General features: G+C 68.2%; 25 protein-coding genes, 1 tRNA gene and 1 pseudogene. 19 read left to right on the top strand and 8 right to left on the bottom strand.

Features of this window, described 5'->3' with window-relative positions:
• Positions 1–15: 15 nt before the first annotated feature.
• The 3 genes from ASC87_RS16770 to ASC87_RS16760 are packed head-to-tail and all read left to right on the top strand — an operon-like array spanning position 16 to position 2,605.
• On the top strand, positions 16–1,110 hold the full coding sequence (locus ASC87_RS16770; RefSeq protein ID WP_056664365.1) for a branched-chain amino acid ABC transporter permease: 1,095 nt from the start codon (positions 16–18) through the stop codon (positions 1,108–1,110).
• Positions 1,107–1,895 (top strand): ABC transporter ATP-binding protein, encoded by a 789-nt coding sequence (locus ASC87_RS16765; protein WP_056664362.1) that lies wholly within the window; start codon positions 1,107–1,109, stop codon positions 1,893–1,895. Before ASC87_RS16770 ends, ASC87_RS16765 begins: the two co-directional genes overlap by 4 nt.
• Positions 1,892–2,605 (top strand): ABC transporter ATP-binding protein, encoded by a 714-nt coding sequence (locus ASC87_RS16760; RefSeq protein WP_056664359.1) that lies wholly within the window; start codon positions 1,892–1,894, stop codon positions 2,603–2,605. The genes ASC87_RS16765 and ASC87_RS16760 overlap by 4 nt, the downstream gene beginning before the upstream one ends.
• Before the next feature lie 67 nt (positions 2,606–2,672).
• On the opposite strand, the gene ASC87_RS16755 is transcribed toward ASC87_RS16760, so the two are convergent.
• Complete coding sequence (locus ASC87_RS16755) at positions 2,673–3,710, bottom strand: CDP-6-deoxy-delta-3,4-glucoseen reductase (RefSeq protein ID WP_056664356.1); 1,038 nt, start codon at positions 3,708–3,710, stop codon at positions 2,673–2,675.
• Positions 3,711–3,769: 59 nt separating this feature from the next.
• Between ASC87_RS16755 and ASC87_RS16750 the strand changes: the two genes are divergently transcribed.
• The gene (locus ASC87_RS16750) at positions 3,770–4,672 is read left to right on the top strand and encodes an SDR family oxidoreductase (protein WP_056664353.1); all 903 of its coding nucleotides are present in this window, start codon (positions 3,770–3,772) and stop codon (positions 4,670–4,672) included.
• Position 4,673: 1 nt separating this feature from the next.
• Here ASC87_RS16750 and ASC87_RS16745 read toward each other — a convergent pair whose 3' ends face one another.
• Positions 4,674–5,267 (bottom strand): rhomboid family intramembrane serine protease, encoded by a 594-nt coding sequence (locus ASC87_RS16745; RefSeq protein ID WP_056664348.1) that lies wholly within the window; start codon positions 5,265–5,267, stop codon positions 4,674–4,676.
• A 123-nt stretch (positions 5,268–5,390) separates the two neighbouring features.
• Between ASC87_RS16745 and ASC87_RS16740 the strand changes: the two genes are divergently transcribed.
• Positions 5,391–5,474: transfer RNA gene (locus ASC87_RS16740), tRNA-Leu, on the top strand.
• 37 nt (positions 5,475–5,511) lie between these two features.
• Here the strand turns inward: ASC87_RS16740 and ASC87_RS16735 are convergent.
• Complete coding sequence (locus ASC87_RS16735) at positions 5,512–5,697, bottom strand: hypothetical protein (RefSeq protein ID WP_056664345.1); 186 nt, start codon at positions 5,695–5,697, stop codon at positions 5,512–5,514.
• A 204-nt stretch (positions 5,698–5,901) separates the two neighbouring features.
• Here ASC87_RS16735 and cysM point away from each other — a divergent pair, with 204 nt between their 5' ends.
• Genes cysM through ASC87_RS16720 form a run of 3 tightly spaced genes read left to right on the top strand, consistent with a single transcriptional unit; the run spans position 5,902 to position 7,610 of the window.
• Complete coding sequence (gene cysM / locus ASC87_RS16730; protein ID WP_056664342.1) at positions 5,902–6,807, top strand: cysteine synthase CysM; 906 nt, start codon at positions 5,902–5,904, stop codon at positions 6,805–6,807.
• Positions 6,808–6,823: 16 nt separating this feature from the next.
• Positions 6,824–7,366, top strand: coding sequence for an NUDIX domain-containing protein (locus ASC87_RS16725; protein ID WP_056664338.1), 543 nt, complete (start codon positions 6,824–6,826; stop codon positions 7,364–7,366).
• A 16-nt stretch (positions 7,367–7,382) separates the two neighbouring features.
• Positions 7,383–7,610, top strand: a complete 228-nt coding sequence (locus ASC87_RS16720; protein WP_056664336.1) for a sulfurtransferase TusA family protein — start codon at positions 7,383–7,385, stop codon at positions 7,608–7,610.
• Between the two features lie 50 nt (positions 7,611–7,660).
• Here ASC87_RS16720 and galU read toward each other — a convergent pair whose 3' ends face one another.
• Positions 7,661–8,527, bottom strand: coding sequence for a UTP--glucose-1-phosphate uridylyltransferase GalU (galU, locus tag ASC87_RS16715; protein WP_056664333.1), 867 nt, complete (start codon positions 8,525–8,527; stop codon positions 7,661–7,663).
• 94 nt (positions 8,528–8,621) lie between these two features.
• On the opposite strand from galU, the gene ASC87_RS16710 reads away from it, so the two are divergent.
• Positions 8,622–9,599: a D-isomer specific 2-hydroxyacid dehydrogenase family protein gene (locus ASC87_RS16710; RefSeq protein ID WP_056664329.1), complete on the top strand. Its 978-nt coding sequence runs from the start codon at positions 8,622–8,624 to the stop codon at positions 9,597–9,599.
• Here the strand turns inward: ASC87_RS16710 and ASC87_RS16705 are convergent.
• Positions 9,541–12,345 (bottom strand): valine--tRNA ligase, encoded by a 2,805-nt coding sequence (locus tag ASC87_RS16705; protein WP_056664326.1) that lies wholly within the window; start codon positions 12,343–12,345, stop codon positions 9,541–9,543. The two genes, ASC87_RS16710 and ASC87_RS16705, sit on opposite strands and share 59 nt — an antisense overlap.
• A 110-nt stretch (positions 12,346–12,455) precedes the next feature.
• Here ASC87_RS16705 and ASC87_RS16700 point away from each other — a divergent pair, with 110 nt between their 5' ends.
• The 6 genes from ASC87_RS16700 to ASC87_RS16675 all read left to right on the top strand — a co-directional run bounded on the left by ASC87_RS16700 (position 12,456) and on the right by ASC87_RS16675 (position 18,529).
• Positions 12,456–13,766 carry a S41 family peptidase gene (locus ASC87_RS16700; RefSeq protein WP_056664322.1) on the top strand — a complete coding sequence of 437 codons (1,311 nt, stop codon included), beginning with the start codon at positions 12,456–12,458 and terminating at the stop codon, positions 13,764–13,766.
• A 115-nt stretch (positions 13,767–13,881) separates the two neighbouring features.
• Positions 13,882–14,808: an ABC transporter substrate-binding protein gene (locus ASC87_RS16695; RefSeq protein ID WP_056664319.1), complete on the top strand. Its 927-nt coding sequence runs from the start codon at positions 13,882–13,884 to the stop codon at positions 14,806–14,808.
• Positions 14,805–15,962, top strand: coding sequence for an ABC transporter permease (locus tag ASC87_RS16690; RefSeq protein ID WP_056664316.1), 1,158 nt, complete (start codon positions 14,805–14,807; stop codon positions 15,960–15,962). Before ASC87_RS16695 ends, ASC87_RS16690 begins: the two co-directional genes overlap by 4 nt.
• On the top strand, positions 15,959–16,891 hold the full coding sequence (locus tag ASC87_RS16685) for an ABC transporter ATP-binding protein (RefSeq protein ID WP_056664314.1): 933 nt from the start codon (positions 15,959–15,961) through the stop codon (positions 16,889–16,891). The genes ASC87_RS16690 and ASC87_RS16685 overlap by 4 nt, the downstream gene beginning before the upstream one ends.
• Positions 16,888–17,622 (top strand): ABC transporter permease, encoded by a 735-nt coding sequence (locus tag ASC87_RS16680; protein WP_056664311.1) that lies wholly within the window; start codon positions 16,888–16,890, stop codon positions 17,620–17,622. Before ASC87_RS16685 ends, ASC87_RS16680 begins: the two co-directional genes overlap by 4 nt.
• 73 nt (positions 17,623–17,695) lie before the next feature.
• Entirely contained in the window at positions 17,696–18,529 is an 834-nt protein-coding gene (locus ASC87_RS16675; RefSeq protein WP_056664309.1) for a hypothetical protein, read from the top strand.
• Positions 18,530–18,535: 6 nt separating this feature from the next.
• Here ASC87_RS16675 and ASC87_RS16670 read toward each other — a convergent pair whose 3' ends face one another.
• Positions 18,536–19,207 (bottom strand): hypothetical protein, encoded by a 672-nt coding sequence (locus ASC87_RS16670; RefSeq protein WP_056664306.1) that lies wholly within the window; start codon positions 19,205–19,207, stop codon positions 18,536–18,538.
• Positions 19,204–19,647 carry a YbaY family lipoprotein gene (locus ASC87_RS16665; protein WP_056664303.1) on the bottom strand — a complete coding sequence of 148 codons (444 nt, stop codon included), beginning with the start codon at positions 19,645–19,647 and terminating at the stop codon, positions 19,204–19,206. Before ASC87_RS16665 ends, ASC87_RS16670 begins: the two co-directional genes overlap by 4 nt.
• A gap of 94 nt (positions 19,648–19,741) precedes the next feature.
• Here ASC87_RS16665 and ASC87_RS16660 point away from each other — a divergent pair, with 94 nt between their 5' ends.
• From ASC87_RS16660 to ASC87_RS16650, 3 genes are all read left to right on the top strand, one after another.
• Positions 19,742–20,347, top strand: a complete 606-nt coding sequence (locus ASC87_RS16660) for a TetR/AcrR family transcriptional regulator (RefSeq protein ID WP_056664300.1) — start codon at positions 19,742–19,744, stop codon at positions 20,345–20,347.
• Between the two features lie 108 nt (positions 20,348–20,455).
• Positions 20,456–21,268: an oxidoreductase gene (locus tag ASC87_RS16655; protein WP_056664297.1), complete on the top strand. Its 813-nt coding sequence runs from the start codon at positions 20,456–20,458 to the stop codon at positions 21,266–21,268.
• A 29-nt stretch (positions 21,269–21,297) separates the two neighbouring features.
• Positions 21,298–22,299: an NADP-dependent oxidoreductase gene (locus ASC87_RS16650; protein ID WP_056664294.1), complete on the top strand. Its 1,002-nt coding sequence runs from the start codon at positions 21,298–21,300 to the stop codon at positions 22,297–22,299.
• Positions 22,300–22,407: 108 nt separating this feature from the next.
• Here ASC87_RS16650 and ASC87_RS16645 read toward each other — a convergent pair whose 3' ends face one another.
• Entirely contained in the window at positions 22,408–23,328 is a 921-nt protein-coding gene (locus tag ASC87_RS16645; protein ID WP_200954379.1) for a hypothetical protein, read from the bottom strand.
• A gap of 110 nt (positions 23,329–23,438) precedes the next feature.
• Here ASC87_RS16645 and ASC87_RS33810 point away from each other — a divergent pair.
• Positions 23,439–24,115: pseudogene (locus ASC87_RS33810) on the top strand (TonB-dependent receptor plug domain-containing protein); the annotation flags it as partial.
• Positions 24,116–25,094: the final 979 nt, after the last annotated feature.

The raw sequence follows: 25,094 nt of genomic DNA, 5'->3' as shown, positions 1-25,094 counted from the left end.
CGGGAGCCTCACACCATGAAACTCCGTCAACAATCCCTCACCACCTTCGCGATCGCCGCGGTGGCCCTCTTCGTGCTGCCGCTGCTGGTGCAACCGTTCGGCGACGGCTGGGTGCGCATCATCGACGCCGCGCTGCTGTACGTGCTGCTGGCCCTCGGCCTGAACATCGTGGTCGGCTACGCCGGCCTGCTCGACCTGGGCTACGTCGCGTTCTACGCGGTGGGCGCCTACCTGTTCGCGCTGCTCGCGTCACCCCACCTGCTCAACACCTTCCCGGGGTTGAGGGCCTACTTCCCGAACGGCCTGCACACCTCGCTGTGGCTCGTGATCCCGCTCGGGGCCCTCGTGGCGGGCGCGTTCGGCGTGCTGCTCGGCGCGCCCACGCTGAAGCTGCGGGGCGACTACCTCGCCATCGTCACGCTCGGTTTCGGCGAGATCATCCGCGAACTGGTCACCAACCTGAACAAGCCCATCAACTTCACGAACGGCGCGCAGGGCCTGTCCGACATCGATTCGGCACGCATCTTCGGCATGGACCTCAACAAGACGAAGCACATCTTCGGCTTCGAGATCTCCGGGGTCACGCAGTACTACTACCTGTTCCTTGCCCTGGTGCTGGCCAGCGTGTTCATCTGCTACCGCCTGGAGCGCTCGCGCATCGGCCGCGCATGGATGGCCATCCGCGAGGACGAGATCGCCGCGAAGGCCATGGGCATCAACACCCGCGACATGAAGCTGCTCGCGTTCGGCATGGGCGCCACGTTCGGCGGGGTGTCGGGTGTGATGTTCGCCACGTTCCAGCGGTTCGTGTCGCCGGAGTCGTTTGCGCTGAACGAGTCGGTCATGATCGTGGCCATGGTGGTGCTGGGCGGCATCGGCCACATCCCCGGCGTCATCGTGGGTGCGCTGCTGCTCGCGGCCCTGCCCGAGACGCTGCGCTACGTGGCCGGTCCGCTGCAGGAGATGAGCGGCGGCCGGCTGGACGCCTCCATCCTGCGCCAGTTGCTGATCTCCAGCGCCATGATCGCCATCATGCTGCTGCGGCCGAGGGGGTTGTGGCCATCGCCTGAACACGGCAAGGCGGGTGCGCCGAAAGGGGGGCAGGCATGACCGCCGCCGTCCTCGAAGTCACGGGGGTGTCGAAGCGGTTCGGCGGGCTGCAGGCCCTGTCGGACGTCAGCATCCGCATCCATGCGGGCCAGGTCTACGGCCTGATCGGCCCCAACGGCGCGGGCAAGACCACGTTCTTCAACGTGATCACCGGCCTCTACACGCCCGACAGCGGCAAGTTCCTGCTGGGCGGTGAGCCCTACCAACCCACGGCGGTGCACGAGGTCGCGAAAGCGGGCATCGCCCGCACGTTCCAGAACATCCGCCTGTTTGCCGACATGACCGCTCTCGAAAACGTGATGGTGGGGCGCCATGCGCGCACCCACTCCGGCCTGATCGGGGCCGTGTTCCGCACCAAGACCTTCAAGGACGAGGAGGCCGCCATCACCGCGCGGGCGCGCGAGCTGCTCGCCTACGTGGGCATCTCGGCCTTTGCCGACTACAAGGCCCGCACGCTCAGCTACGGTGACCAGCGCCGCCTCGAGATCGCGCGCGCACTGGCCACCGACCCGAAGCTGCTGGCGCTCGACGAACCCGCGGCCGGCATGAACGCCACCGAGAAGGTGGTGCTGCGCCAGTTGATCGACCGCATCCGCAACGATGGCCGGTCGGTGCTGCTGATCGAACACGACGTCAAGCTCGTGATGGGCCTGTGCGATGGCGTGACGGTGCTCGACCACGGCAAGCAGATCGCGGAAGGCACGCCGGCGCAGGTGCAGGCCAACGAAGCGGTGATCGAGGCCTACCTGGGCTCCGGCCACGGCCAGAAGGCGGTGGCCCCATGAGCGCGTCGCTGCTGAAGGTCAATGACCTGCACGTGTCGTACGGAGGCATCCAGGCCGTCAAGGGCATCGCGTTCGAGGTCTTCGAAGGCGAGGTCGTGAGCCTCATCGGCGCCAATGGTGCCGGCAAGAGCACCACGCTGAAGGCCATCACCGGCCTGCAGCCCATCAAGTCCGGCGAGGTCTTGTACCTCGGCAAGGGCGTGAAGGGGCAGGGCGCGTGGAACCTCGTGCCGCAGGGGCTCGTGATGGTGCCCGAGGGCCGGGGCACGTTCACGCGCATGAGCATCGACGAGAACCTGCTGATGGGCGCGTTCATCCGCAAGGATGCCGACGTGGCCGCCGACGTGGACAAGGTCTTCGCACTGTTCCCGCGCCTGAAGGAACGCCGCAAGCAGCTGGCCGGCACGCTGTCGGGCGGCGAACAGCAGATGCTTGCGATGGGGCGCGCGCTGATGACCCGCCCGAAGCTGCTGCTGCTCGACGAACCGTCCATGGGCTTGTCGCCCATCATGGTGGACAAGATCTTCGAGGTGGTCGAGGCCATCGCGAAGCAGGGCGTCACGGTGCTGCTGGTGGAGCAGAACGCCAGCCGGGCGCTGCAGCTGGCCGACCGGGCCTACGTGATGGAGTCGGGGGAGATCACGATGAACGGGGACGCGAAGGCGTTGCTGGTGGATCCGAAGGTTCGGGCGGCGTACCTGGGCGAGTAGGCGTCATTCCGGCGAAAGCCGGGACCCACTTTGGCGGTGGGCACCGGCCTTCGCCGGTGTGACGGATTCATCCCCCGTGTTTGTCCGCCTCGCTCGTGAACGAGTCTGCGAAGAAGCTGTCGTCCGGCAGCCCGCATTGCGCCTCGAACTCACGCTGCGCCGTTTCCACCATGATGGGCGCGCCACACGCGTACACGTGGTGGCCCGACAGGTCGGGCAGGTCGGCCATCACCGCGAGGTGCACGAAGCCGGTGCGGCCGGTCCATTCGTCGGTGGGCTTCGGGTCGCTCAGCACCGGCACGTAGCGCAGGTTGGGGGTGGTGCGGGCGGCCTCCACGAGCCACTCATGAGCGTACAGGTCGACGAGGCTGCGGCAGCCCCAGTACAGGTCCACCGGGCGGGTGTCGCCGGTGTGGCGCATGTGTTCGACGATGGACTTGATGGGGGCGAAGCCCGTGCCGCTGGCCAGCAGCACGATGGGATTCGGCGCGTGCTCGCGCAGGAAGAAGCTGCCGAATGGCCCCTCGAGCCGCAGGATCTCCTTTTCCTTCATGCCATGGAACACGTGCTCGGTGAACTTGCCGCCGGGCATGTGGCGGATGTGGAGTTCGATGCCGGGGCGCTCGTCCTGCACGTGAGGGGCGGTGGCCATGCTGTAGCTGCGGCGGCTGCCGTCGCGCAGGATGAACTCGATGTACTGGCCGGCGTGGTAGCCGAGCTTGTCGTTGGCCGGCAGCTGCAACTTGACGATGGCCACGTCGGGGGCGGGCTTGTCGATGCTGATGACACGGCTCGGCATCTTGCGCACGGGGAACTCGCCGGCACCGGCCACCGTGCGGGCCTCGAGCACGACGTCGGTCTGCGGGGCGGCCACGCAGGTGAGCACCATGCCGGCGGCCTCTTCTTCCGAACTGAGGGCCTTGGCCTGGTGGGCGCCGTGGATCACGCGGCCTTCGACGAGGCGGCACTTGCACGAGCCACAGGCGCCGTCCTTGCAGCCGTACGGGAGGCCGATGCCCTTTTCGATGGCCGCGGCGAGGATGGGTTCGTCGCGGTCCACCTCGAAAGTCACACCACTGGGCAGCACGGTGACGTTGAAAGTCATGGGGTAATCTCTTCCGGCGTTCGCTTCTTTCATCACCCCCCGATTCTGCCCGCGATCCCATGCCCGCTTTTTCCACCCGTCCGCGCCGTTTCCGGCAACCCGTCCTGTTGATCGTCGGCTGTGGTGACGTGGGCCTGCGGGTGGCGCGGCAACTGGCCGGCCGGTGGCGCGTGCTCGCGCTGACATCCACCGCCGACCGCGCCCCGGCGCTTCGGGCGGCCGGGGCGGTGCCGTTGCAGGGCAACCTGGACACCCCCGCCACGCTGGGCCGCCTGGCCGGCCTGGCCGACGCGGTGCTGCACCTCGCCCCGCCGGCGCGCGACGGCGACACCGACGAACGCACCCGCCACCTGCTGCAGGCGCTCGCCCGCCAGGGCCGGGTGAAGCGGCTGGTGTATGGCAGCACCACGGGGGTCTATGGCGACGCGGGAGGCGCCCGTTTCGACGAGACGCGCCCCGTGAACCCCGCGAACGACCGGGCGCGGCGGCGGGTCGATGCGGAGGCGCGGGTGCGGTGGTATGGCCAGGCCTTCGGCGTGGCCACCACCGTGCTGCGCATCCCCGGCATCTACGCCGGCGACCGGCCCGGCGGCCACCCGCGCGAGCGGTTGGCCCGTGCCACGCCGGTGCTGGTGGCGGAGGACGATGTCTACACGAACCACATCCACGCAGACGACCTGGCGCGGGCGTGCATTGCCGCATTGCACCGGGGCCTGCCGCAGCGCATCGTGCACGCGAGCGACCACTCGGCGCTGAAGATGGGCGAGTACTTCGACCTCGCTGCCGACCTGTGCGGCCTGCCGCGCCCGCCGCGCATCACGCGCGAGGAGGCGGGCCGCACGATGTCGGCGATGCAGCTGTCGTTCTGGAGCGAGTCGCGCCGGCTCGACAACCGGCGGCTCGTGAAGGAACTGCGGGTGGCGTTGCGCTACCCGACCGTGCGTGAAGGGCTGGTGGCCTGAATCAGCGGCGGGAGCCGAACGGCGGCCGGCCGCGCCAGTACTGGATCATCAGGAAACCGCCGATCATGCCACCCAGCGCGGAGAACTGCACGATGCCGCCGCGTTGCTCTAGGTACGTCACCAGCAACTGGATGCCGCCGAACACGATCACGAATACCCGTGCCTTCATCGGAATGGGCGGGAACAGCGGCATGATGGTGCGGTTGGGGAACAGCAGGCCGAAGGCCATCAGCAGGCCGAAGAGGGCCGCCGTGGCGCCGGTGGCCGGGTTCATGGAACCGAACAAGGCCGATGCACCCAGCTGCACGAAGGCGCCGGTGATGATGGCGGCGGCGTAGAACTGCAGGTAGCGCTTCGGGCCCCACAGCCGCTCCATCTCGGCGCCGAACATCCACAGGCCGAGCATGTTGAAGAACAGCTGGATCATCGAGACGTGCACGAACGCGTACGTCACCACTTGCCATGGCAGGAAACCGCTGCCCCACGGCCAGAGCGCGAACAGGCGGCCGAACCAGCTGTCGAACAGGAACAGCGCACAGAAAACGCCCGTGTTGATCAGCATCAGGGCTTGGGTAATGGGAGGCATCGGGGGCATGCGCGGGTTCCGGGTCGAAGTCAGCAAAGAGGCGCCAAGGGTACCCGGTTTGGGAAAGTGCACCGGCGCACACCGCATCGGCCGATGGATGCCCGGGATGAGGCACAATAGCGGACTTGCCGTGCCCTGGTGGTGAAATGGTAGACACGACGGACTCAAAATCCGTTGCTGAAAGGCGTGTCGGTTCGAGTCCGACCCGGGGCACCACGGCGCCTTTGCGCCGCGCGCAACAGCGTCGCCGCGCTCAGGACATCAGCTTGAGGATCACGGCCGCCAGGCCCGTGGCCGCGGCCATGAAGCCGGCGCCGGCAACGAATGGCATCATGCCGGTCTCGCGCACGATCTTTCGGGTTTCCGCGCGGAGCTTGTCGATCTCGAGTTTCATCTTGTCGATCTCCACCTCGGTCTTGATCGCATTCATCGTGCTCATCTTGCCACTCTTTCGGGGATGGTGGGAACGGTGCGCATGGGCGCCTCGCCAGATGATCGCCCCGCGGTGAATTGCGCGGGCTGGCGCGCTGGTAGCGAAAGTGCAGGCAAAGACACCCTGTTGCTCCCCGGGCGCGCCACCAACGGGAATCCGCAGGCCCGCCGGGTACTTTCGCGCCCTGCGACAATGGCAGGAGGAGAGCGCATGACAACCTACAAGACCCTGGAAGACACCATCGGCGAGACGCCCCTGGTGCGGCTGGTGCGGGTGCCCGGCGAAGACAACGAACGGCGTGGCAACGTGATCCTCGGCAAGCTCGAGGGCAACAACCCGGCCGGCTCCGTGAAGGACCGCCCGGCCATCAGCATGATCCGGCGTGCGGAGGCGCGCGGCGACATCCATCCCGGCGACACGCTGATCGAGGCCACGTCGGGCAACACTGGCATCGCGCTCGCGATGGCCGCGGCGGTGCGCGGCTACCGCATGGTGCTGATCATGCCGGAGGACCTCAGCATCGAACGGGCGCAGACGATGAAGGCGTTTGGCGCCGAACTCGTGCTCACGCCCCGCAGCGGCGGCATGGAATACGCCCGCGACCTGGCCGAACAGATGCAGCGCGACGGCAAGGGCCGCGTGCTCGACCAGTTCGGCAACGCCGACAACCCGTTGTCGCACTACGAGGGCACGGGCCCCGAGATCTGGCGCGACACCGATGGCCGCATCACGCACTTCGTCAGCGCCATGGGCACCACCGGCACCATCACCGGCACGTCGAAGTTCCTGAAGGAAAAGAACCCGGCCATCCGCATCGTGGGTGCCCAGCCGAGCGAGGGCTCGCGCATTCCGGGCATCCGCAAGTGGCCGGCCGCCTACATGCCGGCCATCTACGACCCCACGAACATCGACGAGACCATCGAGGTGAGCCAGGCCGACGCGGAAGACATGGTGCGCCGCCTCGCCCGCGAGGATGGCCTGTTCGCCGGCATCTCGGCGGCCGGCGCCTGCTGGGCCGCGCTCGAGGTGGCCAAGCAGGTGGAAAACGCCACCATCGTGTTCATCGTCTGCGACCGCGGCGATCGGTACCTTTCCACCGGTGTGTTCCCGGCCTGACAGACTCTGGACAACCATGGAGCACGCCTTCCACTTCTGCCCGAACTGTGCCACCCCCCTGCAGCGCATCACCGAGGTCGAGGACGGTGGTCCGAAGGAGCGCACGCGCTGCCCGGCGTGCGCCTGGACCCACTGGAACAACCCCACGCCGGTGCTTGCCGCGGTGATCGAGCTGCCCGAGGCGGGCGGGCACCTGCTGCTGGCCCGCAACGCCGCCTGGCCCGAGAAGATGTTCGGCCTGGTCACCGGGTTCATGGAAGCCGGCGAAACCCCGGAGGACGGTATCCGCCGCGAGGTGGCCGAGGAAACGTCGCTGCAGGTGGATTCGGTCGATCTGGTGGGGGTCTACGACTTCCAGCGCATGAACCAGGTCATCATCGCGTACCACGTGGTGGCCCGGGGCGAGGTGACGCTGTCGCCCGAACTGGCCGAGTACAAGCTGGTGGCGCCCGGGAAGGTGAAGTGCTGGCCGGCCGGCACCGGACAGGCCGTGGCAGACTTCCTGCGCTCGCGCGGCATCGAGCCGCAATGGCTGGAATGGCCGCCCGCCACGTCATAAGTTCACGAGACACCCCATGAACGCACACAAGGAAATCGACACCCGCGGCATGAACTGCCCGCTGCCCATCCTGAAGGCCAAGAAGGCGCTGGCCGACATGAGCAGCGGCGAGGTGTTGAAGGTGGTGGCCACCGACCCGGGTTCCACCCGCGACTTCCAGGCGTTCGCCCGGCAGACCGGCAACGAGCTGGTGGAGCAGAGCGCGGACGCCGGGGAGTTCATCCACTATCTTCGGCGGCGGTAAGGGCCGGACGTTGGCCTTGTTTGTCATCCCGGCGGAGGGGCCGAGGAAACTCAGATCTCCAAGCTGCGCAAATACGCCTTGAACCCGGGCCCCAGCAGCTCGTGCTTGAGCGCCAGTTCCACGTTGGCCTGCAGGAAACCTTCCTTGCTGCCGCAGTCGTAGCGCTTGCCCTCGTAGCTGTATGCAAACACCTTCTCGCGGCGCAGCAGGCCGGCGATGCCGTCGGTGAGCTGGATCTCACCGCCCACGCCGCGCGGCTGGCTGGCGATCTCGGGGAACACGCCTGGGGTCAGGATGTAGCGGCCGGCCACGGCCAGGCGCGACGGCGCCACCTCGGGCGCCGGTTTTTCGACGATGCGGGTCACGTCGAGCAGCCGGTCGTTGATGGGCGTGCCGGCCACGATGCCGTAGCGGCGCGTGTGTTCGGCAGGCACTTCCTGCACGGCGAGGATCGACACCCGCCATTCGTCGTACTGCTCGACCATCTGCTTGAGCACGGGTGTCTCGCCCACCATCAGGTCGTCCGCAAGGAGCACGGCGAACGGTTCCTTGCCCACGAGCCGCTGGGCGCACAGCACCGCGTGGCCGAGGCCAAGCGCCTGCGGCTGGCGCACGTAGATGCATTCCATGTCGTCGGGCTTGACGCTCCGCACCACCTCGAGAAGCTCGTGCTTACCCGCCTGTTCGAGGGCTACCTCGAGCTCGAAAGTCATGTCAAAGTGGTCTTCGATGGGGCGCTTGTGCCTGCCGGTCACGAAGATCATTTCGCGCACGCCGGCGGCGTAGGCCTCTTCCACCGCGTACTGGATCAGGGGTTTGTCCACCACCGGCAGCATTTCCTTGGGCTGCGCCTTCGTGGCTGGCAGGAAGCGGGTGCCGAGACCGGCCACAGGGAAGATTGCCTTGGTGACTGTCATGGTACGCAGCGTTCGTGAGGGTGTGGGACCAGAAAAACAATTGTGTCACGGGGCCAGGCCCCTGGCCCTTCTACCGAGACTGCGTGACAACCCTATGGACCTGCTGATCGTCGACACGCTGGACGCTGAAGTGACGCAGTGGCTGGAGTCGCGCCATTCGGTCCGCTACGCGCCCGAACTCGCCCTCGACTCCCGCGAATTCCGCTCGGCGCTCTACAACGTGCGCGCCGTGATCCTGCCGTCGTCGGTGCCCTTCGGCGCCAAGACCCTCCCGTTCGCGCCCCTGATGCGGGCGGTGGGGCGGGTCAACGGCGGCGCGGAAAACATCGACGCCGACGCCTGCATGCGCGCCGGCATCGAGGTGGTGCGCAGCGCCACGGCCACCGCGCAGGCCGAGGCCGAATTCATGATCGGTGCATTGCTGTCCATGCTGCGCCGCGTGCCCATTGCGGGCACCGACGGCATGCTGGTGGGGCGTGAGCTGGGCGCGGCCACCGTGGGCTTGATCGGCATGCCCCCGGCCGCGCGGGCCATGGCGTCCATGCTGGGCGGTTTCGGCTGCCGGGTGATCGGCTACGAGCCGTCGCTGCACGCGAGCGACGGGGTATGGGACCGCTGGAAGGTGGCCCCCATGCCGCTGCGCGAACTGATCGAGACGTCCGACGCGCTGGCCGTGCAGCTCAGCTACTTCACCCGCTACCAGGGCCTGCTGGGCGAACGGCTGCTGCCGTACTGCAAACCCCACCAGGTGATGGTGAGCGTGTCGCACTCGGGCGTGTTCGACGAGCGCTCACTCGCCGACGTGCTGGCCAGCGGCCGCATGGCCGCCGCCTGGCTCGACAGCCTGGAACCGGGCGCCCTCGACGAGGGCCGCCCGCTGCACGGCGCGGGCAACCTGCAGATCACGCCGCGCCTCGGCAGCACCACGCGCGAATCGCGGCTGCGCAGCGCCTGGGCCGTGGCCCGGCGCATCGACGAACTGCTGATGGCCACACCCGTGGCCCCCAACGAGTTCAGGCCAACTTCGCCAGGCGAGCCGCTTGATCTCGCAGCTGAACCAGAGTCGCCGTGAACTCGGCGATGCGCTTGCGCTCCTGATCCACCACCTCGGGCTTGGCCCGGGCCACGAAACTCTCGTTCGAGAGCTTCGCGGTGGCCTTGGCCACCTCACCCTCGAGGCGGGTGATCTCCTTCGACACCCGCACCTGCTCGGCCGCCACGTCGATCTCCACGTGCAGGGCCAGGCGGGCGTCACCCACGTTGGTGACGGGTGACAGGCTGGTGGCGGCGATGAACGCGGCCTCGTCGGCCAGCACGTTCACCTCGGACAACTTCGCCAGTGCCTTCAGCACCGGCGCAGCCTGCGTGACGAACGCGGTGTCGCCGAAGGTGTTCAGCGGCACGCGGTTGCCCGGCTGCAACTGCATCTCGCTGCGCAACACGCGGCACGCGCCCACCATGGCCTTGAGCTTGCCCACCCAGGCGTCCGCCTCGGCGTCCACGCGCGACAGGTTGGCTTCGGGGTAGGTGGCGGTCACGATGCTGGCGCCGGCGGCCTTGCGGCCAGCCAGCGGGGCCACGTGTTCCCACAGCTCGGCGGTCACGAACGGCGTCACCGGGTGCAGCAGGCGCAGCAGCGTCTCGAGCGTGCGGATCAGCGTGCGGCGCGTGGCGCGTTGCTGCGCCTCGTTGCCGGACTGGACCTGCACCTTGGCGATCTCCAGGTACCAGTCGCAATACTCGTCCCAGGCGAACTGGTAGAGCGCGGTGGCCACGTTGTCGAGGCGGTACTCGGCAAAGCCCTTGGCCACGGCCGCTTCCACCCGCTGCAGTTCACCGATGATCCAGCGGTCGGCCGGCGACAGGTCGACCGGCAGCGCTTCATCGGTGCCGCAGTCGTGGCCTTCGCAGTTCATCAGCACGAACTTCGTGGCGTTCCAGAGCTTGTTGCAGAAGTTCCGGTAGCCCTCGCAGCGCTTGCTGTCGAAGTTGATGTTGCGGCCCAGGCTGGCGAGCGACGCGAACGTGAAACGCAGCGCGTCGGCGCCGAACGCCGGGATGCCGTCCGGGAATTCTTTCTCGGTGTCCTTGCGCACGCGCGGTGCGGTCTCGGGACGGCGCAGGCCCACCACGCGCTTGTCGAGCAACGGGGCCAGTTCGATGCCGTCGATCAGGTCCACCGGGTCGAGCACGTTGCCTTCCGACTTGCTCATCTTGCGGCCTTGCGAATCGCGCACGAGGCCGTGGATGTAGACGTGGTGGAAGGGCACCTTGCCGGTGAAGTGCTTCGTCATCATGATCATCCGGGCCACCCAGAAGAAGATGATGTCGAAGCCGGTCACGAGCACCGATGACGGCAGGAACAGGTCGAGTTCCTTCGTCTTCTCGGGCCAGCCAAGCGACGAGAACGGCACCAGGGCCGACGAGTACCAGGTGTCGAGCACGTCCTCGTCGCGGCGCAGGTCGCCCGTGTAGCCGGCGGCCGTGGCCTTGGCGCGGGCCTCGGCCTCGTCGCGGGCCACGAACAGTTCACCCCCCGTGCCGTACCAGGCCGGGATCTGGTGGCCCCACCACAGCTGGCGCGAGATGCACCAGTCGGTGATGTTCTTCATCCACTGGTTGTAGGTGTTCACCCACTGTTCCGGCACGAACTTGACCTCGCCGCTCTCGACCACGTCGATGGCCTTCTGGGCGATGCTGGTGCCGTCGGCGCCGGGTTTGGTCATGGCGACGAACCACTGGTCCGTCAGCATGGGTTCGATGACCTGGCCCGTGCGCTCGCAGCGCGGCACCATCAGCTTGTGTTTTTTCACCTCGACGAGGAAACCCTGCGCTTCCAGGTCGGCCACGATCTGCTTGCGGGCCTTGAAGCGGTCGAGGCCGCGGTAGGCCTCGGGGGCGTTGTCGTTGAGCGTGGCGTCGAGGTTCAGCACGCCGATGATCGGCAGCTGGTGGCGCTGGCCCACGGCGTAGTCGTTCGTGTCGTGGGCGGGGGTGACCTTCACCACGCCGGTGCCGAACTCGCGGTCCACGTAGTCGTCGGCGATCACCGGGATCTGGCGGCCCACGAGCGGCAGGGTCACCTGGCGGCCGATCAGCGCGGTGTAGCGCTCGTCCTCCGGGTGCACCATGACCGCCACGTCGCCCAGCATCGTCTCGGGCCGGGTGGTGGCCACCACCACGTCGCCGGAACCGTCGGCCAGCGGGTAGCGGATGTGCCACAGGAAGCCGTCTTCCTCTTCGCTGGAAACTTCCAGGTCGGACACCGCCGAGCGGAGCACCGGGTCCCAGTTCACGAGGCGCTTGCCGCGGTAGATCAGGCCCTCGTCGAACAGCTTGACGAAGGTTTCGGTGACGACGGCCGACATCTTCGGGTCCATCGTGAAGTACTCGTGGTCCCACGAGACCGAGGCGCCCATGCGGCGCATCTGCTCCGTGATGATGGAGCCGCTCTCTTCCTTCCAGTCCCAGATGCGGCTCACGAAGTTCTTGCGGCCCAGGTCGTGGCGGTTCTGGCCCTTGTCCTGCAGCTGGCGCTCCACCACGATCTGCGTGGCGATGCCGGCGTGGTCGGTGCCGGGCACCCACAGCGTGTTGTGCCCGCGCATCCGGTGGTAGCGGGTGAGCGAGTCCATGATCGTCTGGTTGAACGCATGGCCCATGTGCAGCGTGCCGGTGACGTTGGGCGGGGGCAGCTGGATGGCGAACGACGGCCGGGCGGCGTCGAGCGTGGGGTCGTACAGGCCGCTCTTTTCCCACAGCGGGCCCCAGTGGGCTTCGATGGCGGCGGGTTCAAACGATTTGGCGAGTTCGGTCATGGGCGGGACGGCTCCGGCTGGGCGGGGCGGCACGGTGAAACGGGGAAGGTGCGAATTGTAGGTGGCGGGGCGGGGCTGCTATCGTGGCGGGGCTCTGGAGGATTTTCACGATGAGATTTCTGCAACGTCTCACCGCCATCGCGGCCCTGGCCGTGCTCGCCAGCTGCGGCGGCGGCGATTCCAACGACGACAAGGCGTTCGTCTGCACCGCGTCGGGCGACAAGGCCTGGCTGCGCGAGGAGATGTACGACTTCTATTTCTGGTCCGGCCGCTCGCCCGACCCGTCCCCCGACGGCTACGCCGACGTGAACGCCTACCTCAACGCCCTGCGTTTCCAGGGCGACGCCGACGAACCCCGCGACCGCTTCAGCTACATCGAAAGTGCCGCCGCGTTCAGCCAGTTCTTCGAGGAAGGCAGGACGCTTGGCTACGGCGTGTCCGTCAACGGCGTGGAAGCCACGCTGCCGCTGAAGGTCCGCTACATCGACCCGAACAGCCCGGCCGCCACGGCGGGGCTGCTCCGGGGTGACACCATCGTCTCGGCCAACGGCACGGCTGCCGCGCAGCTGGTGTCGTCCGGCGATTTCTCGGTGCTGTCGCCGGCGCGTGCCGGCGACACGCTCACGCTCGTGATCGACAGCGGGGGCACCACCCGCACCGTGGTGCTCACCGGGGCCACGTACGCGCTGGTGCCCGTCACGGCCACCACGGTGTTCACGCTGCCCAACGGCAACAAGGCGGGTTACCTGTCGCTGAAGGATTTCATCACGCAGGCAGAGGGGCCGCTCGCCACCTCCATCGCGCAGATCCGCCAGGCCGGGGCCACCGAACTGATCCTCGACCTGCGCTACAACGGCGGCGGGCGGGTGTCCACCGCCACCCACCTGGCGTCGCTGGTCACCGGGGCCACCCACGCCGGCAAGCTGTTCACCAACCTGGTCTACAACCCGAAGCAGCAGCGCCACAACGCCGCCTACAACTTCGCGTCGAAGCCCGGCACCGCGTTCCCGCGGGTCGTGGTGCTGACCGGCTCGCGCACGTGTTCGGCCAGCGAGATGGTCGTCAACGGCCTGAAACCATACGCGGACGTGGTCACCATCGGTGGCACCAGCTGCGGCAAGCCGGTCGGTTTTTCGCCGCAGGAACACTGCGACAGCGTCTACAGCCTCGTGAACTTCGAGAGCCTGAACGCCAACGGCCAGGGCAAGTACTACACCGGCCTGCCGCTCACCTGCACCGTGAAGGACGACTTCACGCGGGCGCTCGGTGACGCGTCGGAAACCCTCACGGCCGCCGCGCTGTCCTACCTGCAGAACGGGTCGTGCCCGGTGCAGCCGCAGGGGCTGCCGGCCCGCGTGATGCGCACCACCGACCGCCAGGTGATCGAACCCGGGCAGCGGTCCGGCATGTTCGCCGACTGACGAAGAGGGGCGGGCAGGGCGTTTCGCCCTGCCACGCTGCCTTCGCGCCTGGGTCTGCGGCATGCTGTTTGCCACGTCTGCCACGTTCGCCCGTGACTGCCCCCAGGAGCCCTGCATGACTTCATTGCCCTCGCGGCGCCAGCTGCTCGCCGCCGCCCTCGTGTCCTGCACCACCGGGGCGTTCGCGCAGGCCGCCGCCCCGGTTCGGGTGGCGTCCAAGATCGACACCGAAGGATCGCTGCTCGGCCAGCTGATCCTGCAGGTGCTGGAGGCCAATGGCATCAAGACCCGGAACAGGTTGCAGCTCGGGGTCACGAAGATCCTCCGAGGGGCCCTCGTGGCGGGAGAGGTGGACATCTACCCGGAGTACACCGGCAATGGCGCCTTCTTTTTTGCTGATGAAACGAACCCGGTCTGGAAAGACGCGAAGGCCGGGTACGCGCACGTGAAGGCCCTGGACCTCGAGCGGCACCGGCTGGTGTGGCTCGACCCCGCGCCCGCGAACAACACGTGGGCCATCGCCATTCGCCAGGATGTGGCGGCGGCGAACCGGCTGAAGTCGCTCGACGATTTCGGGAAGTGGGTGGCCGCCGGCGGCAAGCTCAAGCTCGCGGCGTCGGCCGAGTTCGTCGAACGGCCCGACGCGCTGCCCGCCTTCCAGCGCACCTACGGTTTCAAGCTGTCGCAGGACCAGGTCCTGACCCTCGCCGGGGGCGACACCACCGTCACCCTCAAGGCCGCTGCCCAGGGCACGTCGGGGGTCAACGCGGCCATGGCGTACGGCACCGACGGACCGGTGGCAGCCCTCGGGCTGGTGCTGCTCGACGATCCGCGGTCGGCCCAGCCCGTGTACGCGCCCGCGCCGGTGGTGCGGGCCGACGTGTTGGCGAAACAGCCGAAGATCCAGGCCGTGCTGGCCCCGGTATTCCAGTCGCTCGACAGCAAGACGCTGCAGCAGCTCAACGCCAGGATCGCGCTCGAGGGACAGGACGCCAGGCAGGTCGCGGCCACCTACCTGCGCGCCAAGGGTTTCATCCGGTGACCGGTCGCCGGGGGCCTCGCAACCGGGTGCTGTCGCTGCTGGCCCTGGCCGGCCTGGCAGCAGCCTTCGGCCTGGCGTTCCTGACGCAGGCCCCCAACCGCCTGGTGTCGGGCACCGGCATCCCGCTGCATGAGGTGTTGCATGGCACGCGGCTGGTGGTGCTCGTGCCGGCCGCGGTGTTGCTGGCCGGCGCGTGGCTCCCGGCGGGCTGGCGCCAACACGCCGTGGTGGCGGGGGCCGCCTCGTTGTGGCTCACCGGCCTCGTCTGGGTGGCCGGTGACCACGCCCGCCAGGTGGCCGGCACGGCGAGCGGCTTCGGGCGCACGTCGTTCGGCGGTGGTTTCTGGGTGCTCGTGGCGCTGGCGGGGCTGGCCGCGGCCGACGCGGTGCAGCGCCTCGGGCTCGGGGCGATGGGCCGCACCGCGGTGCTGGCCGCCGTGTGGGCTCCGGTGGTGGCGCTTGGCGCCAGCGGTGCGCTCGATGCGCTGTCGTTGTTCAAGGAATACGCGAACCACCGGGACGTGTTCGTCGATGCGTTGTGGCGCCACGCCGAGATCGTCGCGGCCACGCTCGTGCCCACGCTGCTGGCGGGTGTGCCGCTCGGTGTCGCAGCCTTCCGTCGGCCCGCCCTGGCGGCACCGCTGCTGGCGGTGCTCAACGTGGTCCAGACGGTGCCGTCCATCGCGCTGTTCGCATTGCTGATGGCGCCGCTGGCCGCATTGGCCGGGGCGGCCCCTTGGCTCGGCATCGGCGGGGTGGGGCTGGCGCCGGCCGTGATCGCGCTCACGCTCTATTCGCTGCTGCCCATCGTGCGCGCCACCCTGGCCGGCCTGCACGAGGTGCCGCCGGCCGCAGTGCAGGCCGCGGTGGGCATGGGGTTCACGCGCAGCCAGGTGTTCTGGCGTGTGGAGGCGCCGCTGGCGTTGCCATTGCTGCTGTCCGGCCTGCGGCTGACCACGGTGCAGGCCATCGGCCTCGCGGTGGTGGCCGCGCTGATTGGCGCCGGCGGCCTGGGCGCCATCGTGTTCCAGGGGCTGCTGGGCAGCGCGCTCGACCTGGTGCTGCTCGGGGTGTTGCCCGTCGTGGTGATGGCCGCTGCGGCCGATGCGGTGTTCGGGGTGGCCGCCCGCCTCGTGGCCAGGGGGCACCGGTGATCGAGTTCCAGCACGTGGGCAAGTCGTACGGGGGCACGCCGGCCGTGAGCGACCTGTCGCTCACCATCGCGCGTGGCGATTTCACCGTGTTGATCGGTGCGTCGGGGTCGGGCAAGTCCACCGCGCTGAAGGTGATCAACCGCCTCGTCGAACACGACGCGGGCCGCGTGCTGTTCCAGGGCGAGGAGATCCGCCGCTTCCGCCCCGAGGACCTGCGCCGCCGCATGGGCTACGCCATCCAGTCCACCGGGCTGTTCCCGCACTGGACGGTGGCGCGCAACATCGCCACCGTGCCGGGGCTGCTCGGCTGGCCTCGCGAGCGCATCCGAGCGCGGGTGGACGAACTGCTGGTGCTGCTGGGCCTCGACCCTGCCACCTTCGGACACCGCTACCCGCACGAGCTGTCGGGCGGGCAGCAGCAGCGGGTGGGCGTGGCCCGGGCGCTCGCCGCCGACCCCGAGGTGCTGCTGATGGACGAGCCGTTCGGTGCGCTCGACCCGCTCACCCGCGGCGCCTTGCAGCAGGAGCTGGCGCGCATCCACCGGGTGTCCGGCAAGACCATCGTGCTGGTGACCCACGACATCGATGAAGCCCTGGCCCTCGGCAACCGCCTCGTGCTGCTGGACCGGGGCCGCATCGTGCAGGTGGGCATCCCCACCGACCTGCTGGTGAACCCGGCCAACGACTTCGTCATCGACTTCCTGGGCCGCGCCGAACGGGGCCTGCGCCTGCTCGGCCTGCAGACGGTGGCCATGCGCCTGCGCCCGGGCGACGCGGCCGATGGCGAGCCGCTGCCCGCCCACCTCACCCTGCGCGACGCGCTGTCGGTGTTTGCCACCCGCCACACGGACCGCCTGCCGGTGGTGGATGCGCAGGGCCGTTGCATCGGCGCGCTGCACGTGGGCGACGTGCTGCGCGCGCCGCCATGACCCGCTGGCGCGATCCGCTGCCCTGGACCGCGTTGGCCCTCGTCGCGCTGTCTGTCGGCATGCCGTGGCTCAAGCCCGTGTTCGCCGCGCTGTTCCCGGGCCTTGACCGGCCCCTGTACGAGCAGGACACGTTCCCCGCGCTCGTGTTCGCCCACGTCGTGCTCGTGGGGGTGTCCAGCGGGATCGCCGTGGTCGTGGGCGTGGCCGCCGGGGTGGCGGTGACCCGGCCGGCGGGGCGGGAGTTCAGGCCGCTCGTGGAGTCCGTCGTGGCGATGGGGCAGACCTGGCCGCCGGTGGCGGTGCTCGCCGTGGCGGCGCCGCTCACGGGGTTCGGCGAGACCCCCGCGCTGGTGGCGCTGACCGTGTACGGGCTGCTGCCCATCGTGCGCCAGACCATCGCCGGCCTCGAGGCCGTGCCGGCGGCCGCCCGCGAGGCGGCCGAGGGGCTGGGCATGGATGCCGGCCAGCGCCTGCGCCAGGTGGAGCTGCCCTTGGCACTGCCGGTGATCGTGTCGGGCATCCGCACGTCCGTTGTCATCAACATCGGCACGGCCTCCGTGGCGTCCACCGTGGGGGCGAAGAGCCTCGGTTCACCCATCATCGTGGGCCTGAGCGGGTTCAACACCGCCTACGTGATCCAGGGCGCGCTGCTCGTGGGCCTGCTGGCCATCGTGGCCGATCTCGTGTTCGCCCTCCTCGGCCGATGGGCCGCGCGGTGGCGCCACCGGTGAGGGATTGGGGGAACTGCGGGGTCTTGAAACCGGTTTCATCCGTATCCTGCGGGGTCCTCCTCCTGTCCATGCCATGAACCACCTGCCGTTTGCTGCCGCCTTGCTGCTGGCCCTGTCCGCTTGCCAATCCGCGCCCGTCGTGCCTTCGCCGTCATTGCCCGCGGACGCCCGCGCCCACTGCAAGAACGGGGACGCCGTGGTGATCGGCCCGTACAAGTACGAGAACAACATGTGGGGCCTCGACAAGGTTCGCGGCTTCACGCCCGAGCAGTGCCTGCTGACCCGCGAGGTGGACGGCCGCACGGAGGTGGGTTGGAAGTGGCACTGGCCCGGCCTCGACTACACCGTCTTCGCGTACCCGCAGATCATGTACGGGTGGAAGCCGTGGTCGGGCGGGAAGCCCAGCGATGTGCGCTTCCCGCTGCGGGTGGACCGCATCACCGAACTCACCATCGACTACGCCGTGGAAACCGAGGCCACCGGGTCCTACAACCTGGCCCCCGAGGTGTGGCTCATGCGCGATGGCCAGTGGAGCGAGAAGGCCGACCCCAGCCGCATCTCGGGCGAGATCATGTTCTGGATGGATTACCGCGAGGGCGCCAGGCCAGCCGGCCAGGTGGTGGGTCACCCGGTGGTGGGCGGTGTCACCTACGAACTCTGGAAGCTCGACAACATCGGCGACAAGGGCGACGGCACCGGCTGGACCATCTACTCCTTCAAGAGCCCCACGCGCCAGCGCAGCGGCCGCATCCCGGTGCACGAGCTGCTCGCTTACATGGTGGCCAACAAGCACATCCGAACGGACGAACACGTGGCGAGCGTGGAGTTCGGGAACGAGGTGATGGGGGGAACCGGGACGACCTGGGTGAAGCGTTTCAAGGTGGAGGTTGGCCCCCTGCGGCCGTAGGGGGCCTCAGCGCGCTTTCAGCACCACGTCGTGCAGCGTGTCGGCGAAGGTTCCGAAGCAGCATTGCCGGCCGTACAGGCTGAACGAATGGAGGCCCACGAGGTGGGGCTGGGCGGCCAGCGTGTCCGGCAGCGGGTGGGGCACGCGGCGGCCGAGCACGTGGCTCTTGACGAGGTAGTCGATCTCCCGTGTCGCATGGCCGGGGTCGGCGCCGCCCACGGACCAGGTGCGGTGGATGGCGAGCGTGTCACCCGCCACGGTGAACTCGGCCACGTGCACGACGGTGCCGGTCCAGCTGCGGCAGAAGTAGATGCGGTCGCCGTGGAGGTAGATGTCCCACTTGTCTTCCATGGCCTCGGCCTTGAACAGCGGACCGTCGGGTGGGGCGCCATCGGACCGGTAGGCGAGCGTGCAATCGGCCGCGACCGCGTCGCCCGGCAATTGCCCGGCCAGGTTGGCCCCATCCGCATGGCGTTGCAGGTGGAATGACTCGGCGATGGCCGGGTCTAGCGTGGTGGACACCATCGACCGCACGAAGGCGAGGCAGTCGTACCCTTCGACGACAAACGGGTTCGCCGGGTCGTCCAATCCCATCCAACGCACTGACGGGCCGCCTGCCACCGCGTTGGCGGACGGGGCGGCCGGGCGGCGGAACCGCGCGAGCAGCCGGCCGATCATAGGCTGGGGATGGGCCGGTGCGAGCCGCCGTCGCCCTTGAGCAGCAGCTCGACGTGTTTCTTGCCGTCGGTCCCGAGCACCGGGTAGGCCGTGTCGGTGGTGAACCGCAGCCCGCCGTCGACGGAGATCGTGGCGCGCACCACGTAGCGGTGGTCTGCCAACACCTTCGCGGGGTCGTACCCGATCTGGAACGGGAAGGGCGGTGCTTTCGGTGATTCGATGCGCGTGCGGCCGATCACCTCCGACGGGGCGCCTACGCGCGACACGTCTTCCAGCGTGGCCTCGAACACCGCCCCGGGCGGCAGCATCAGCCGCGCCTTGTAGGTGGCCACGCCGGTGATGACGGGGGCGGCCGGGTCAGCCACCGGCGGGGCTGCAGCGCAACCGAGCAGGAAGGCCGCGGCAACGGCACTGGTCAGCAGGTGTTTGAACGGGCCCATCTGGCGGTGCCTCCGTGTCGGGATGCGAAGCATTGTAGGCAGTGCGGCCGCGGGGCGGCAGATCGACCCGGCCCACGCATTCGTGAAATGTCGTATGATGTACGTCATGCGTAATTCGAAATTGAACGCCAGGGCCGCCGCAAAGGAAGCATCGCACGAACGCATCGTGTCGGTGGCCGCGCGCGCCATCCGCCGCAGCGGCTACGGGGGCACGGGTGTGGCCGACATCATGAAAGAGGCGGGCCTCACCCACGGCGCGTTCTACGCACACTTCGCGTCGCGTGAGGCCATGCTGGCCGAAGCGGCCGCGCGGGCCTGCGCCGAGTCCGCCACCGCGGCGGCCGACGTGGTGGCCCGCATGCCGGCCGGGCAGGCCTTGGCCGCCATGCTCGGCGCCTACCTTTCCAAGGAACACGGCGAGAACGTCGAGGCGGGTTGCCCACTCGCGGCGCTTGGCTCCGAAACGTCGCGCCAGGCACCCGAAGTCCGGCGGGTGACCACCCGCCATCTCAAGGAAATGATCGACCTGCTGGCTCGCCAGTCGCCCGACTGGGGGCAGCCGGTGGCCCACGAGCAGGCGCTCGTCACCCTCTCCACCATGGTGGGCGCGTTGCTGCTGTCCCGCGCCGTGGACGAACCCGGCTTGTCGGACGGCTTGCGAGAGGCCGCGCTCCGTCACCTGACGCGCACCGCCAACTGAGGCAGCCTGGATGGCCGCCTCCTTCTTTTTCGCACTTCAACATGATGATCATCATGTGAAAGTTGCCCAAACGGCCCACACTTCCCACGCGCCCCACGGAGAAACACCATGACCACCACCGCCAAAATCGCCCTCGTCACCGGCGCCTCATCGGGCATCGGGCAAGCCATTGCCGAGCGCCTCGCTGGCGCGGGCTACAAGGTCTACGGTACGAGCCGGCGGGGCACGCCCACGGCCGGCCAACCATTCGAGATGCTGCCCCTCGATGTGACGCGTGACGCGTCGGTCGATGCCGCCGTCGAGTCGCTCATGCGGTGGCATGGCCGCATCGACCTGCTCGTCAACAACGCCGGCTTCGGCCTTGCGCCGGCCGGCGCGGAAGAGAGTTCGCTGGCGCAGACCCAGGCGATCTTCGAGACCAACTTCTTCGGCCTCGTGCGCATGACACGCGCCATCGTGCCGTCCATGCGCCACCACGGCCACGGCCGCATCATCAACATCGGCTCCGTGCTGGGCTTCCTGCCCATGCCGTACATGGCGCTCTACTCCGCCACCAAACACGCGGTTGCGGGCTACTCGGAATCGCTGGACCACGAACTCCGAACGCACGGCATCCGGGTTTCGGTGGTCGAGCCCGCGTACATCAACACCCCCTTCGATGCAAACCAGCTGGAGCCCGACGCGCCCCTGGAGACGTACCGCCAGGTCCGTGACGGTGTGCGCCGGCGCGTCAAGGAAGTGCTGGTCGGTGCCGACGGCCCCGACGTGGTGGCCGACATCGTGTTGAAGGCGGCCACGGCGGCCCACCCGAAGACCCACTACGCGCCCGGCCTCGCAGGCCGCATGCGCCTGCTCCGGCGTTTTGCGCCGGCCCGCGTGCTGGACGCCGGGGTCCGCAAGGACCTGCGGCTCGAAGCCTGAACCATCCATCCCGTTGACAAGGAAGACCCATGAAAGCATTTGTTCTCGAGCGCTACGGCAAGCAGCGCGCCCTGCGGTCGGCGGACGTACCGGACCCGGTGCTGCGTGACGACGAGGTGCTCGTGCAAGTCCATGCCGCAGGCCTGAACCTGCTGGACGCCAAGATCCGGAACGGCGAGTTCAAGCTCATCCTGCCGTATCGCATGCCGTTGGTGCTCGGCCACGACGTGGCGGGCGTGGTGGTCAAGACGGGTCCGCGCGTGCGGCTGTTCAAGCCGGGCGATGAGGTGTATGCGCGTGCCGATGACTTCCGCATCGGCACGCTCGCCGAACTCATCGCGGTCAAGGAGGCCTCCTTGGCCCTCAAGCCCGAGGGGCTCACGATGGAACAGGCTGCGTCCATTCCCCTGGTGGGCCTGACCGCGTGGCAGGCGCTGGTCGAGCGGGGCCGGCTGCAGAAAGGGCAGAAGGTCTTCATCCAGGCCGGCTCCGGCGGGGTGGGCACCTTCGCCATCCAACTCGCCAAGCACCTGGGTGCCACCGTGGCCACCACGGCGAGCGCGGCCAACACCGGCCTCGTCAAGGGCCTGGGCGCGGACGTCGTGGTCGACTACAAGTCGCAGGACTTCGAGCAGGTGTTGAAGAACTACGACCTGGTGCTCAACAGCCAGGACGCCAAGACCCTCGACAAGTCGCTCCGGGTGCTCAAGGCGGGCGGCAAGCTCATTTCCATCTCCGGTCCGCCGGACCCCGCGTTCGGGAAGGAAATCGGCACACCCGGCTTCGTGAAGCTGGTGATGCGGCTGCTGAGCTCGGGTGTCCGGCGCAAGGCCGCGGCGCGGAACATCGACTACCAGTTCCTGTTCATGAAGGCGCACGGCGAACAGCTGCGGGAGATCACGCGGCTGATCGAGGCGGGGGCCATCCGCGCCGTGGTGGACAAGGTGTTTCCGTTCGAGGCCACCAACGAGGCGTTGGCTTACGTCGAGGCTGGGCGGGCGAAAGGGAAGGTGGTGGTCAAGGTCAGGTGAGGTCGACGGCGGCGAGCTTGCGCTTCAGTTCAGCGAGCGCGGGCGCGTGCGACCGGCAGACATGAAGGCGGCCGGCAAATGCCGGCCGCCAAGTGGAACGAAGGCGTGTCAGCGCAGCTTTACACCACCGTTCCTGTCGTAGGTTTGCGTCCAGCCGAAAAAGCGGCCGCCATCGGATTCCGGCGACGTCTGAGGCGTATCGCCGGCGCCGAACAGCAGCGCGGCAATATGCGCGTCAGCCACCTTCTCCATGTTGTTGAAGAGGTAGTCCACCTTGTTGTCCTGCCAGTGGTTGGTCGTGTTGTTCTGCTGCCAGTTGCCGAGCGGGATCTGCCACATCACGGTGGACTTGCCGACGACCTCGGACAGCTTCTTGCTCCAGGCCAGGTAGGCCGCGAAGCTTTGGTCGGTCCAGAAGGTGTCCATGTTCCTTTCCTTCTTGTACCAGCCTGCATCGCGGTCCGATGGGTCGGTGGTCACGAAGTCGCCGTCGCCAGCGCCCAAGGCCATCATGAAGTTGCCGATCTCCTCTGCGTTGCCCTTCTCCGTGTAGTTCCACGACGAGGCGTGCAAACCGACGGCCGCGTTCGGCGCGTACTTACGTGCCATTGCGATCATGCAGCGGCTCAGGCCCGCGGCACTGTTCTCGTAGTAGGCGCAGTCTGTTGGATTGGCGGCCTTTACCTGAGCCGGCACGGCACGCGGATCCTTGTTCTTGCCGCGCACGAAGCCCCACAGGTCGGGCTCGATCTGCAGAATCACACGCTCATTGCCGATCGTCTGCAGCAGGTAGCGCCAGTCGGCGAAATAGCGGTTGAGCGTTGCGGTCGTGTTCATCGCCACCAGTTCAGCTTGATCAAAGATTGATTCATGGTTCCCATTTGTTTCGAGCGGAGCGGATCGTCCCCAGCGATCCCGGCTTGGGGGCAACGCTGCGGTACTTCGGGTCATCGTGATCGTGGCGTCGGGCGCGTTTCCGAGCTCCCGTCTTGATCGAGACAGTCCGCTTTTTGTTTCGGTGTGCGGCATTTGTCGCGGTTTCTTGTCTGTTCGGGTCGGGTCGTCATGTTGGACACTTGCCGCCAAGACGTTCGCAATAGAACGCGCGGCGCCCTCCCTCATCGACGAACAACAAGGACATGCGAGTCCGAACGCAAGCACTTCGAATGGCCACTGCAAGAATCGCCGTGGCGGCAATGGCCTCGCTGTGTCTGCGTGTGCCGCAAGCGGCAGTTCCCTTGCAGGAACGGGATTTCGACATCCCCGCAGGGGCCCTCAGTACCGCGCTGATCGAGATCGGGCGGTGCAGTGGGGTGATCGTGTCGTTCCGGCCGGAGCTTGTCGGCACGCATTCGATCGGGCCGATCCGGGGGCGCTTCGTGCTCGAGGAGGCGCTCGCGCGGGCGTTGCTCGGCACCGGCTTGTGGGTCGATGTCAAACCGGACGGCGCGGTGACGGTCGTGGCTGCGCCGCCGTCAGCCCTGGGTCGTTCTCCGGAACCAGCAACGCCCGATGTCGGCACCCTGTCGACCGTGCAGGTGAGCGCTTCGGCCGACGCACCGGCCGACATCGGGCTCCTGGCGCCGAGCGCCTCGACGGCCACGCGCACGGACACGGTGTTGTCGCGGGTGCCACAAGCGGTGTCGGTCGTGACACGAGATGCCATGGATCTGCAGGGTGCGCAGACGAGCACCGACGCACTGCTTCACGTTCCCGGTGTGACGGCGCAGATCTACGATGTTTCGCTCGGCATGATGCCGTCGTTGGAAATCCGGGGCTTTCCTGTCCTGCTCCTGGTGTCCGGCATGCGCACCGANTGTGACGGCGCAGATCTACGATGTTTCGCTCGGCATGATGCCGTCGTTGGAAATCCGGGGCTTTCCTGTCCTGCTCCTGGTGTCCGGCATGCGCACCGAGCGAGATGAACTGCCGTTCGGCAGCGAAACCCTGGAGCGCATCGAAGTTCTCAAGGGCCCGAACGGCGTGATCAGCACCACCGCGGCGCTCGGAGGACCGGGAGGCACGATCAATCTGATCCGCAAGCGGGCAGAACCCAACCATCGGAACACCGTGACGATGGGCCTGTCCTCTCGCGACGACGGCACGTTGCGCTCGAGTTTCGATCTCGGCGCAACCCTCGCCCCCGAGACGTACTGGCGCCTGGTCGGGTATGGCAGCCGATCTGGACACACCGACGGTGGCTATGACGGGCAGAACAGCCGTGGCTTGCTCGGCGTGCTGACCCATCGCGGGCGCGATGTCCAGGTCACGCTGACCATGCAGGGCGACCGACGCCGCGACGTGCCGTCCAGGGCAAGCCGGATCCTCGTGTCCCCCGATTCGGGCAATGCCGTGGGGATTGGTGGCGAGGCCTCGGCAATATCGAGCGAGGACCGAATGCTGTCGAATGCCGGAGACATCGAGCTTGACGCGGCATGGCGCTTCTCGCCCAAGTGGCGCACCACCCTGAAGATGCGACGGGAAACCGTGCGCCGTGACGTGCGCCGCCACGTGCACCGCGAGGGGCCGTTCCCGCATGTGGTCCTGGGGCTGGAGCGCTCGGCGAGCCGGTTCTCCAGTGTGCAGGCTGGCGTGATCGGCGACGTGGTCACGGGGCCTGTGAACCACCAGTTGATGGTGGCGGCCGACGTGGAGCGCTCGCGATCGGTCTGGGACTACGGACTCGCGTGGTGGCCTCTCGATGCGGCAACGTTCCAGCCTGGGCAGACGGTGTTGTCCGATACGTCCGCCGTAGGCGACCGCTTCGCGCTGAAGCCGTCGATCACGAATAGCGT

The sequence above is a fragment of the Rhizobacter sp. Root1221 genome (genome assembly GCF_001425785.1).
In the GTDB taxonomy this organism is placed as follows: Bacteria; Pseudomonadota; Gammaproteobacteria; order Burkholderiales; family Burkholderiaceae_C; genus Rhizobacter.
The sequence above is the reverse complement of the archived record's forward strand: the minus strand, read 5'-3'. Positions and strand labels throughout refer to the sequence as shown.

Coding starts and splice junctions, on each gene's coding strand:
- ASC87_RS16675 (WP_056664309.1), top strand. CDS start 17,696: ATGAACCACCTGCCGTTTGCTGCCGCCTTGCTGCTGGCCCTGTCCGCT.
- ASC87_RS16760 (WP_056664359.1), top strand. CDS start 1,892: ATGAGCGCGTCGCTGCTGAAGGTCAATGACCTGCACGTGTCGTACGGA.
- ASC87_RS16695 (WP_056664319.1), top strand. CDS start 13,882: ATGACTTCATTGCCCTCGCGGCGCCAGCTGCTCGCCGCCGCCCTCGTG.
- galU (WP_056664333.1), bottom strand. CDS start 8,527: ATGACAGTCACCAAGGCAATCTTCCCTGTGGCCGGTCTCGGCACCCGC.
- ASC87_RS16750 (WP_056664353.1), top strand. CDS start 3,770: ATGCCCGCTTTTTCCACCCGTCCGCGCCGTTTCCGGCAACCCGTCCTG.
- ASC87_RS16705 (WP_056664326.1), bottom strand. CDS start 12,345: ATGACCGAACTCGCCAAATCGTTTGAACCCGCCGCCATCGAAGCCCAC.
- ASC87_RS16745 (WP_056664348.1), bottom strand. CDS start 5,267: ATGCCCCCGATGCCTCCCATTACCCAAGCCCTGATGCTGATCAACACG.
- ASC87_RS16650 (WP_056664294.1), top strand. CDS start 21,298: ATGAAAGCATTTGTTCTCGAGCGCTACGGCAAGCAGCGCGCCCTGCGG.
- ASC87_RS16735 (WP_056664345.1), bottom strand. CDS start 5,697: ATGAGCACGATGAATGCGATCAAGACCGAGGTGGAGATCGACAAGATG.
- ASC87_RS16720 (WP_056664336.1), top strand. CDS start 7,383: ATGAACGCACACAAGGAAATCGACACCCGCGGCATGAACTGCCCGCTG.
- ASC87_RS16765 (WP_056664362.1), top strand. CDS start 1,107: ATGACCGCCGCCGTCCTCGAAGTCACGGGGGTGTCGAAGCGGTTCGGC.
- ASC87_RS16665 (WP_056664303.1), bottom strand. CDS start 19,647: ATGGGCCCGTTCAAACACCTGCTGACCAGTGCCGTTGCCGCGGCCTTC.
- cysM (WP_056664342.1), top strand. CDS start 5,902: ATGACAACCTACAAGACCCTGGAAGACACCATCGGCGAGACGCCCCTG.
- ASC87_RS16670 (WP_056664306.1), bottom strand. CDS start 19,207: ATGATCGGCCGGCTGCTCGCGCGGTTCCGCCGCCCGGCCGCCCCGTCC.
- ASC87_RS16660 (WP_056664300.1), top strand. CDS start 19,742: ATGATGTACGTCATGCGTAATTCGAAATTGAACGCCAGGGCCGCCGCA.
- ASC87_RS16725 (WP_056664338.1), top strand. CDS start 6,824: ATGGAGCACGCCTTCCACTTCTGCCCGAACTGTGCCACCCCCCTGCAG.
- ASC87_RS16655 (WP_056664297.1), top strand. CDS start 20,456: ATGACCACCACCGCCAAAATCGCCCTCGTCACCGGCGCCTCATCGGGC.
- ASC87_RS16770 (WP_056664365.1), top strand. CDS start 16: ATGAAACTCCGTCAACAATCCCTCACCACCTTCGCGATCGCCGCGGTG.
- ASC87_RS16710 (WP_056664329.1), top strand. CDS start 8,622: ATGGACCTGCTGATCGTCGACACGCTGGACGCTGAAGTGACGCAGTGG.
- ASC87_RS16700 (WP_056664322.1), top strand. CDS start 12,456: ATGAGATTTCTGCAACGTCTCACCGCCATCGCGGCCCTGGCCGTGCTC.
- ASC87_RS16755 (WP_056664356.1), bottom strand. CDS start 3,710: ATGACTTTCAACGTCACCGTGCTGCCCAGTGGTGTGACTTTCGAGGTG.
- ASC87_RS16680 (WP_056664311.1), top strand. CDS start 16,888: ATGACCCGCTGGCGCGATCCGCTGCCCTGGACCGCGTTGGCCCTCGTC.
- ASC87_RS16645 (WP_200954379.1), bottom strand. CDS start 23,328: ATGCCGCACACCGAAACAAAAAGCGGACTGTCTCGATCAAGACGGGAG.